The organism is Spiroplasma sp. hy2 (assembly GCF_044714365.1).
Classification (GTDB): domain Bacteria; phylum Bacillota_I; class Bacilli_A; order Mycoplasmatales; family Mycoplasmataceae; genus Spiroplasma; species Spiroplasma phoeniceum.
Map to the genome: position 1 here is coordinate 1 of NZ_RXFZ02000021.1, position 10536 is coordinate 10536.

The following is a 10536-nucleotide window of genomic DNA, read 5'->3' on the forward strand; positions in this document are numbered from 1 at the left end:
TATTTTTCAATATATTTTATTTGTTCATATTTACTACGCATTATTTCTTCATTAAAAGGTAATAATTCATTACAATAACCAACAATATATCTTTTTAAACTTTCAGGTAGTCGGAAAAAAGCTTAGGTTTTATAAAAAATATAAATAAAGTAATTAAATACAAATTAAAGTAATCGCTTATCAGAGCGATTTTTTATTTGCATTATTCATCAGATAGTATCTTTAAAATTAAAAATTAACCTATTTTTTCCTACAAATTAGTTAATTTTTATAATTTCCTTTCTGTGATTTATTATATTTTTTCGGTTTAACAACTAAGTAATATCATTTTTAATAAAGGTACTATCTGATGAATAATGCAATACTAAAACTTAATATTTTGATGCTTAAAGATGAATAACTCATCTATGGCACGAAGCCTTAAAGAAAGTGTGAAAGCGATTGGATTTACTCTCCTATTTATTTCTTTAATTCTCGACAAGATTAATCACTTGTAAAATGTCAGAGCATGTGTTTTTTGGCTTGTTTTCATAAAAAGAGTGTTGTTAAACCGAAAAAAAACAATATCGGACACTAAAAAAACAAGAGGGTTGGAACTCCAAAAGGTTATTTTCTTTATATAAAGTTGTCTAGGGATGGATGAAGCGTAATTAATAACTGGGTAAACTGTTTCTTTGTTTATTTCCTTATGGGGATAAACTCTATCAAAATATCCTACCGCCCCCGCTCACCTTCAAAGTGAAGCGGGTGGCTAAGTAATTAAATACTAAAATAAATTATTTACTAAATATCAAAATATTAACCAATAAAGGAATATTATGTTTTTTTACAGATTTACAGAAAGGAAAATATTTGATGAAAAAATTAAATAAAAAAATTGAAAATAAATTACAAGAATTAATGATACGAGCTTATCCAGTAACTGCAAATGATATTAATGATGAAATTTGAGCAACAAATAAAAAGAATTAAGGAGTATATATAATGACAGAATATAAAAGTTTGTATATTAATAAAACTTGAAATGAAATAACAACTTCGTTTGATTGAGTTAATTGTCAACCTGTTAATTGTCGTATTTCACATCATAAAAAACATTATGATTTGCAATGTTTAGAATGAGCAAAAATGTACTTAAATTTATTTAAAAACAAGTGGGATGTTATTGCTTCTTATATGCAACATTACAAAATTAACGATATTTTAGATTTAGCTTCTGATGGTTGAAAAATATTACAAATTGAGAAAAAAATCAAACAAATAATTTAAAATATATTATTGCAATTGATCCTGCTGGAATTGGACAAACTGGTATGATTATTTATAATGTTTTACAAAATAAAATAATTAATAATATTACTTTTAATTCTAAAAATGAAGAAGAAGCAATAAATAATATCTATTTAATATTAAACAAATTTAAAAATAAAATTTGTTCTTATTTAAATAAAGTTATTGTAATAATTGAAGATTATCAACTGCATAAGGGATTAAAAATAAAAAATCCATTATCTACTCCTAAATTTATTGGTGGTTTAACAGTTTTATGCAAATATCGCTTTAATTTAAATTATGTTTTACAATCGCCAGTTGTTAAGAAAAATTATATTTATAAAGGAAATATTAAAATGACAGAGCACGAACACGATGCTTGAAAACATTTACAATATTTTATAACAAAAGGAGTTGATAAAAATGGCACAAGCAAAAAGTAATCTATCTAAAAAATCACCAGCTAATAAACCTAAAATAAAAAATAAAAGAATTAATAAATTAGAATTAACTGTTAGACTCCATGAAAATCCGGTTAAAACCAAAATTAAAGCACTAGTTGCTGGTGGTGTTGAAGTTGATGCTTGTTCTGCTAAATGTCAGTGGGAAGGATTAAATTACTCAACATTATCAATATATAACCCACCAATTGTATCTGAGTTTTTAAAATTAAGAAAAGATGATGAGATAAAAATTAAAGGCTCAGTATTTAATCAACTAAATTTAAAAAATAAACGTTATTTTTTATCTTTTCGAGTTGATAGTTTTGAAATTATTCAAAAAGCCATTAGAAAAAGAACAAATATTAAAAAATAAGGAGGTGAAAAAATGGTAAAAAATGTAAAATATGTTCTTATTGATGAAAATAATGAACCTATTAAAAATGAAGATGATAGTTTTGATATTAAAACAGCAGAAGTTATTTTAGAAAATTCTGAAGAAATTAATGAGTTTAATACAAGCAATTTAGAAAATAACAATCAACAAATCAACGAATTGCAAACCAAAAACACTGAATTAATTTCACAATTAGAACAACAAACTATGCAATTAAAACAAATTGAAATTAATAATTTTAATAATTCTTTAACTGATAATGAAGAATTTAAAAATGTCTTACTAAAATCTTATGATATTAATGATGATATTGAAGTTATTAAAACACACTTACAAAGTGTTTATGATGAATTAATCAAAGTACAAACCGTTAATACTGGTGGTGTACCAAAAATCGAAAACAAAGAAAATAATATTTTAGATACAGACAATGTATTTAATAAATAGAAAGAAGGCATAAAAATTATGGCACAAAATACACAAAAAATATTTGGTGATATTGTTAATCAAGCAACACAAAAAGAGCGTGAAGCATTTGACCAGTGATATTTACAAACATATCAACAAAAATTTAGTTGAGAAGCTTTATTTGCATTAAAAGAAGCCAATAAATTTGGTTTAACATATAAAAGAAAGAAAAATATTAAATATAATGAAGGTCTAGGAAAAAAWGGACAAGTATTTAATACTGATGATAACCTACTAAAATATTCAACAGTGGAATTTGAAGATGGAATTGTTGAATTAGATACAATTTTAACTTTTGCTCGTAAATTAGACCCTGTAGAAAGTGATTTTAATCCTAATCTTTGGGCTGCTGATATTGAACAAGCGATGGATACTGAGGTTGCTTATAAACGCAATAAAATTTTAGAAATTATTAACAAAGGAACAGTTACGACTATTCAAGGTCAAAAAGCAGATGACACAAATGCTTTACAAATCCACGATGAAATTATGGATAAAATATATGAAAATGGTTTTACTCCATCAGAAACAGTTGTATTGGGTTCGGCTGATTTTATTCGTGGAATTCGCAATAAACTACAGTTACAACTTGGAGCAAACGACCAAATAAACAATGTAATTGCAACAAGTGGAGCAATGAAAACTGTTGAAGGAACAACATACTATATGGTTCCTAAAAAATTACCAATTATTAATAAAGATGGTTCAGAAGGAACAATTACTCTATTACCAAATGGTGTTAATGCAATTGCCTTTAAATTTAGCAAAAAATATGACCCGCTTATTTTACGCAAAAAAGATCATACTCCGTTAAGAGTTGGTGCTGCTGCGTTAGGTACTGGAATGGGTAATACGTTAATTATGGAAAGAGTTTTATATTTAGGTGGAGCAGTAGTTGAACCCAAGGGAATTATTAAACATATTGTTACAAAAATTAATATTAGTGGAATTAGTAAATTAGACAAACCAACTATTCATGTAACAGACCCAACACAAGCAACAGCTGAACAATTAAAACCACAATTTAAAGATGTTGTTTTAAAAGCAGTTAAAGCAGTAAATAGTTCTTTAACTGAAAGTGATTATGATTACTTTATTGAAAGTAAGGGTGAAGACTGACCAATTAATATTACAAATGATAAAACTGTTGAAGTTCAAATTGAAGGTAAAAATAATGCTACAGGGCAAACAAACCCGATTGATGTAGTAATTAAAAATACTTAAGTACTAAAAAATAGTACTTTTTCGTTTGATAGATATGCCAATTGGAACATCTAAAACAGCCCTTATTTATGCTGTTAAAAAAAATCCAACTAGATTGTCAATCCAACAACAAGAAAAAAGTTTTGTTTTACAGTTATTAGAATTTTTAGGAATTCAAGTTTTAGCTCTTGGTTTGTCAGTTTTAACTGGCGGGATTGCTTCGGCTATTGGTTTGGGAGCAGGATTATCTAATTTTGCTGCCGCATTTATCTCATTTGGAGTAGAAATATCAACTGATTTTGCTGTAAATCAAATATATGATAAATTAACCTCAGAAGTGACAGCAAAAAGTACTGCTTTAAATTTATTACCAGCAATTGGTGGTGTTGGTAAATTAACACGGGCTGCTCGAACAACTATAATTTTAAAATTAGCCAAAGAAAATAAATTACTTGAAAAATTAGGTGTAATAACTGCTAATAACTTAGAAGATGTTGTAAAACAAGTTACAGGTAAAAAGATTTTATCTGATAAATTAATATTTGATTTTACAAAGCAGGCTAATAATGAAACTTTATTATATACAATTGGAAAATTAGCACGAAATGATTTTTATAAAGGTTTTAAAGTTTCTAATTTAGAAACAATTAATAATTTATTAAAAATTGAAAAAAACCTTCAAAAAATAAGTCCTACATTAGTTCAAAAAATACCACGCATAAATGAAAAAAATGCTAATAAATGATTATCTGAGTATGGATTAAATATTAATAAAATAAGCAAAATTAGTACTAACGAATGACATAACATTATGACGAATCTTCATAAAAAAGGTGTTGGTAAAAACCTACTATTAAATGCTAATTTAATGCGTGGAAGTAAAATATATAATAATAAATTATTAAACATTTTGCATCAAACGCCAATTAAATTAAATAAAGTCTTAAATTATTTAAACCCAAATTTTTATATTCAAAAAGTAACTAAAAAATTATTAGCCCCAATTGAAAAACAAATAATTACAATTAAACAAAAAGTAATTAGTAAAATTACCGATAAAACTAAAAAAATATTATCTAAGTTTGAAACTAAAGCTATTCAAAAAGGACAATTATTACCTTTTGCGTATGGTTCTGATGTTTTTTTAGCAGTAAAAATTGCTCCTTTATCAGTTGCCGGTGAAGTGGCTTTAACAATATACTATAAAAATCCTAAATATGCCCCGATTGTCGTTATGACAACTTTAATCAAAGCAGAACAATTTGTTTTGGCTCCTGAACCTTTTAAATTTTATATGAACAGTGAGTGGTTTATTGGCTGAGGTTTTAAAAAAACAAGTTTGTTTAATTTAGTTTCTTTTGCTCCAGTTGCTTATCAACAAATCGTAAAAGATAGTTTTAAAATATATTGAACAATTGCTAAGATATTAAAATTACAAGAGCAATTTAAAAATAACTTTACTAATAAAAATAAATTATTAAAAAATCTGGAAGAAAATGTTTTTAATAGTTTGTTGGGCGGTGGTTTAGCATTTCAAACATATAAACAATTCAGAACAAAACAAGATTTAAACAAAACAATTAAAACAAAAACACTATTAAGTAGTAAAAAGCTTATTTTAAAGAAAATTAAATCAAAAAGAAATAAATGATAAGGAGGAGATGATTAAATGTTAAATGAATTATGACAAAATGTTACTTTGGAAAACTATAATAATTTTAATCCAATGACAGGTAAAATTACGCAAGTTCCAGTTCGTTATAATAAGTTTTTTAAAGATGATGTAGAATTATGATTTAAAACTTTTGCATTAAGAGCCCAAAATATGATTAATTCATATTTAAACTATCCATTTTCAAAATTAAAGTTTGAAACATTTAAAGACCCATTATTGAAGAAAATTTGTATTAATATGGTGTTTATTACTGTTGAACATTGAACATTTAACCGGATTCCGATTGAGTTTTTTACTTCGGCAAATATGAGTGTTGGTGATATTAATTATTATTCACAAAATGACCCTATGGCAACATGACAAGGTCTATTGCCTTCTTATGCAAAATCATTGGCTAATTTAACAACTTTAAAGAAAATGTTTCGTACTTTTCAAGAAGAAGGCATTGATTTAACAATGATAGATTTAGAAGCATATTATACACAATTAGAAGTTGATGCTTTATTAGAAAAAGAAAAAGATGAAAGAATAGAAACTAATATTAAATTAGAGAGTAAAGTAAATACAAAACAAGATTTTGTTAATAAAAATACAAACTTAGAATTAAATAACTTAATTGCAAACAATACTATTGAAAGCAAAAAAGAAATTAAATCAGTTAATATTACAACGAATGATTTAGAAATTAAAAATCTAACTGCAGAAACAGCGCAAAACTTTACCAAAGCAGTCAGAGCAGTACAAAATAGTATTCAAGTTCCAATTACAAAAATTATTAATAATAAGTCAACAGATGAAGAAGTACCAACAACAAAAGCGGTATATAATACTACTATTTACGAAAATAATTCTTTATGGAAAAAAAATGATAAAACTAATTCATTAGAAGTTTTCAAATTTTATTCTATTTATCCTAGTATTAAAATTACTGATTGACAAATTTATACTGCACCTAAAGTTTTGTTTCAATTAACTAGTTATCAAATGTCTTTTAAAATTACTAATTTTCAGTATTATAATCCAAATTCATCAAGATGATTTAATTATTGAGTTTATTTTAGTAATGGTGATCATAAGATATATTTATGAGATGAAAATAATAATATAAGAAAAGATTTTGAAGGTAGTATTTATGAATATCAGGGTGAAGGAACACCCATATAGGAAGGAGATGATTTTATGCCCAAAGTAACTATTAAAGATGTAATTATGTTTTTGAAAATATTTGGAATTTCATCATTGTTTTTTATAGCAGGAATTATTATCTGTTTTATAGGAGAAAAAACATTAGGTATTTCTTGACCAGCATATGTTATTGTTTCAGCAATGCTTATTGGTGCTGGAATTATAGTTTTGATTATTGAAACAATTAGATTTATCAAAACACATAAAAAAGAACAAAAACAAGATAGCATTGAAGATGTTATTAAAAAAGAAGAAACAAAATAAAGAGGTGTTATAAATGGGATTGTTACCAGCAAAAAAGAAATTAAAAAAGAGTTATGATATTGATAGTTATTATCTTAATTTAGCATCAACAATTACTAATCGTAAAAATGTTACTATTCAAAAACATAATGAAATTTTAGAAAAAAGAATTTGTGAAGATAATGCTAATTTTTTAAATCCCCGCGAATTAGAAATTAGCATTTATAATCAAATTACTAATCAACAGTTAGATACTAAATTAATTAATAACTTTTTAAAAATACAAGATTTTACTAATAAGAATTGATATAACGAATATAAAATTAATAAGAATGGTAAAGGTGCATATTTTATTTTTGCTAATAATTCAAAACTTAATTTTATTACCATTGATTTTTACAATGACCAATATGATGAATTAGGTAATTTAGTATCTTGTACTTTTGATTATGACCCTTATATTAAAAATAACCAAAGTGTTTTTATTACTGAAAAATTAGAGATTGATTATATTACTAAGCAAGTTAAAGTTATGCGAAAGTTAAAAACACGATTATATAGTACTATTACTGATTTATATATTGATGATGCAAAATGAAATAACTATACAAATTTACAAAGAGAAGAAATATTGCCGATTGATTTTATTCCAATTGAAATTATTCCTAATAATCCTAATTTTGAACCTTCTGCTCGTTATGGCAAACAATTTGCTAGTATTTTAGATATTATTGCGGAAAAAATAATGTTAGACCCATTATTAAATAGTGGTAAATTTACTATTAATACTAATGGAGTGACTGGTGTGGTTGACCAAGAAATTAGTAAAATGTTAGCTTCATTTATTGAAAATGACTTGTTATTAGTTGAAGGAGACCCCGATAGTAATTTTCAACCAGTAGACTATATAGCTGGTAATTTTAAAGGTGAGCAATTAACCAAAATATATGATTGATTATTAACTAATTACTATAAAATAAATCGTCATCATGTTCCCGCAATTGCTAAGGGCGCGCAACAAACCCAAGCCGAAGTTGCTGGTGTAAATATTCAAACAAATGCTTCTTATGAACAAATGATATATATCAGAGAAATTAAATTAACTGAATTTATTATTAAGTTAATTAAATATGATAATGCTGTTTTAAATAGTAGAACATTTAATATTAGACATATTGATGAATTAATTGTTGATGTTCGCTTACCCGTAAATGCTAATTTAAACAAACAATTAAATAACAAAGAAACTATTATCAATATGTCTAATGAAGAAGGGGAACAAGAATAATGTTAAAACCATCTGAAAAAATGTTAGCACAATTAGCAGAAAATGATGAACCAATTGATTATTCAATTGATAGTATTCCATTAGATTTTGCCAATCAATCGCAGTACAGCGACCCCGATTTAGAACAGTTATTTACCGAAGACCGCGCAAGAACCTTATACATTTATAAAATTAATAATCTTGTTAAGACAAAGCAAAAACCAATCTTAAATTACTCTCAAAATAGCGTTAAAATCGGTTTTATTGATAAAGATGAATATATTAAAATAACTGGTTATGAAATTAGCGATTTTAATTTTAAATTACAAATACAGCAAAACACCACAATCCAAGATAATAGCACAAGTTATGTAATGATTGATGAAAAAGATATTTTAATTAATGATATTTCAAAAAAAGACAAAGAATTTTTAGAAACATTAGATTTAAAAATAGTATCTATTATTAATGAACCAATTAGTGAGGACAATAAAAATGAATGCTATATCATTGAAGAATATAAACGCCCTTATACACCCGATGGTGTTAATATTATTAAATCTATGCATTTAGTTAAAATAACTGATTTCAAATGAAAAAATCAAAATAGCATTCATTTAGTATTACAAAAATCATTGTCTGAAGATACAGTATTTACTGGAATTGAAATTAAATATCCTAAATCAATGTTATTTGGTAATATTAAATGTTGAGGGAATGTTAATGGTGTTTATTCTTATCCATCATCAAATATTGAAAATGCTAGTTTAGTACCTTTGTTATCAATGCCAATTGAAACAAACCCTACTTTAAGAGTATTACAATATTGATTTACCAAAAGTTTTTTACCATTTAATATAGCAAAAAAATTTTTTAATTCAAATAATTGTTTATTTTTAGTTAGTGTTGGTAATCATAATCAGAAACCAAAAAAAACAATTAATTAAAAATGCAAGAATTTTAGAAGGTGATATTGTTGCATATTATAATCCTCCTGGCAAATATTCATATAATGTTAAAATACCTAGTAAAATGCCAGAAACACCATCTATTTCTTTACTTCCACCAATATGACAAAATAATACTTCTCGATATGGTGAATTACTAATTGAAATAAAATCGCCCTCAATAAGTGGAAACTTAGAAGAAGTATTAAGAAATATGTTAACATATCGTTATAATTATGATAGAAAATTTCAAGGTGCAAAATACGATGAAAAAGGTAACCCTACTAATAAAGCGGCAAAATTACGCCAAAAATTCGAAGGACAAAAACCAGAAGATGTTATTGATGGCTTATTTGAAAATTGAAAATTTAAAAACCCAACTTATCTTAATGAAGATGGTGTAAAAAAATTTAAACAAATTATATATATGTTATCAAATTATGTATATAGTAATATGGCAGTAAATAAGGGCTATAACGATGATATAAAGTTAATTGCTCCTTACTATTTTGAGTTACTTTCTGAACCAAAAATTATAGAAGGTAGTGGGGAAGAAGCATATTATGAATTTAAAGATTGTATAGTACAATTAAAATCGTCTTATTTTAATTTTTTCGACTTAAAAATAACTGTTAAAAACAAAGATATTTCAGAAAATTATATTTATCAATTGGAAACAAATTATTTTAATTGATTATCAATAACAAATGAATTAGAAACAAACAACATCCCCTCTCTTATTCCTGCTGAAATTAAACTATCTGATGGTGAATATGGCAAATATTTAACAAATTTAATTGTTTCTAACGACAAAATAGAAGATTATTTAAACTATTTTTCGCAATCATATAGATTACTTTATTCTAAAGCAGCTTGAATGAGTATGACTAAAGATTTAGTTGAAGATAATATTAAAATAACTTATGATAAAAAACTATTTATTTTAAATCAAATTGAAATATCAGGTATATGGGGTTGTGGAACTTATGATATTACAATTTTTACAGAAAAAGAACAAATTAATATTAATAATCTAAAATTATTTAATAAAAATAATGAAAAATTATCATTAATTACATTAGAAATATAAAAGTCGTTTTTAAAAAAACTCTTTAAAAAGACTTTTAACAATTATATATTTATATTTTTTCATTTCAATTTGTAATTTGTCCAGTTTTTTTGTCAATAATTGGTGTTTCTGGCTCATGCTCACTATCATCATCTCAACGATAAACTAAATTATAATCTCAAATAAAATTTGAATCATTTTTTAAATGTTGTCAATGTGTATTTGTATTTTTGCTATTCATAAAATTATCATCAAAATAAATTTTTTTTGTTATATATCCATCATTATTTTCACGAACATAAAAATATCATTTATTAGTTGGTGTTAAAAATTCTTTATTTGGGGCTTGCATCCTTGGAATATTANKTCT

At 25.0% G+C, this 10536-nt stretch carries 11 protein-coding genes; all 11 read left to right on the top strand.

The window, feature by feature from the left end; genetic code table 4:
* Positions 1–984 precede the first annotated feature (984 nt).
* From EHV01_RS01330 to EHV01_RS01380, 11 genes are read left to right on the top strand one after another with little or no spacing between them, the layout of a single operon-like run.
* Positions 985–1269 carry a hypothetical protein gene (locus EHV01_RS01330; RefSeq protein ID WP_422065875.1) on the top strand — a complete coding sequence of 95 codons (285 nt, stop codon included), beginning with the start codon at positions 985–987 and terminating at the stop codon, positions 1267–1269.
* Positions 1224–1715 carry a hypothetical protein gene (locus EHV01_RS01335; protein WP_422065876.1) on the top strand — a complete coding sequence of 164 codons (492 nt, stop codon included), beginning with the start codon at positions 1224–1226 and terminating at the stop codon, positions 1713–1715. The genes EHV01_RS01330 and EHV01_RS01335 overlap by 46 nt, the downstream gene beginning before the upstream one ends.
* Complete coding sequence (locus EHV01_RS01340) at positions 1696–2088, top strand: hypothetical protein (protein ID WP_422065877.1); 393 nt, start codon at positions 1696–1698, stop codon at positions 2086–2088. Before EHV01_RS01335 ends, EHV01_RS01340 begins: the two co-directional genes overlap by 20 nt.
* Positions 2089–2100: 12 nt before the next feature.
* Complete coding sequence (locus tag EHV01_RS01345) at positions 2101–2556, top strand: hypothetical protein (protein WP_422065878.1); 456 nt, start codon at positions 2101–2103, stop codon at positions 2554–2556.
* 18 nt (positions 2557–2574) lie between these two features.
* Complete coding sequence (locus tag EHV01_RS01350; protein ID WP_422065879.1) at positions 2575–3801, top strand: hypothetical protein; 1227 nt, start codon at positions 2575–2577, stop codon at positions 3799–3801.
* A 34-nt stretch (positions 3802–3835) separates the two neighbouring features.
* Positions 3836–5434: a hypothetical protein gene (locus EHV01_RS01355; protein WP_422065880.1), complete on the top strand. Its 1599-nt coding sequence runs from the start codon at positions 3836–3838 to the stop codon at positions 5432–5434.
* A gap of 15 nt (positions 5435–5449) precedes the next feature.
* On the top strand, positions 5450–6619 hold the full coding sequence (locus EHV01_RS01360; protein WP_422065881.1) for a hypothetical protein: 1170 nt from the start codon (positions 5450–5452) through the stop codon (positions 6617–6619).
* Between the two features lie 15 nt (positions 6620–6634).
* Positions 6635–6904 carry a hypothetical protein gene (locus EHV01_RS01365; RefSeq protein WP_422065882.1) on the top strand — a complete coding sequence of 90 codons (270 nt, stop codon included), beginning with the start codon at positions 6635–6637 and terminating at the stop codon, positions 6902–6904.
* Positions 6905–6917: 13 nt separating this feature from the next.
* A complete protein-coding gene (locus EHV01_RS01370; RefSeq protein WP_422065883.1) occupies positions 6918–8171 on the top strand; it encodes a hypothetical protein in 1254 nt (417 codons plus the stop codon).
* Positions 8171–9097, top strand: a complete 927-nt coding sequence (locus tag EHV01_RS01375) for a hypothetical protein (protein ID WP_422065884.1) — start codon at positions 8171–8173, stop codon at positions 9095–9097. The genes EHV01_RS01370 and EHV01_RS01375 overlap by 1 nt, the downstream gene beginning before the upstream one ends.
* Positions 9054–10187: a hypothetical protein gene (locus EHV01_RS01380; protein WP_422065885.1), complete on the top strand. Its 1134-nt coding sequence runs from the start codon at positions 9054–9056 to the stop codon at positions 10185–10187. Before EHV01_RS01375 ends, EHV01_RS01380 begins: the two co-directional genes overlap by 44 nt.
* Positions 10188–10536 lie beyond the last annotated feature (349 nt).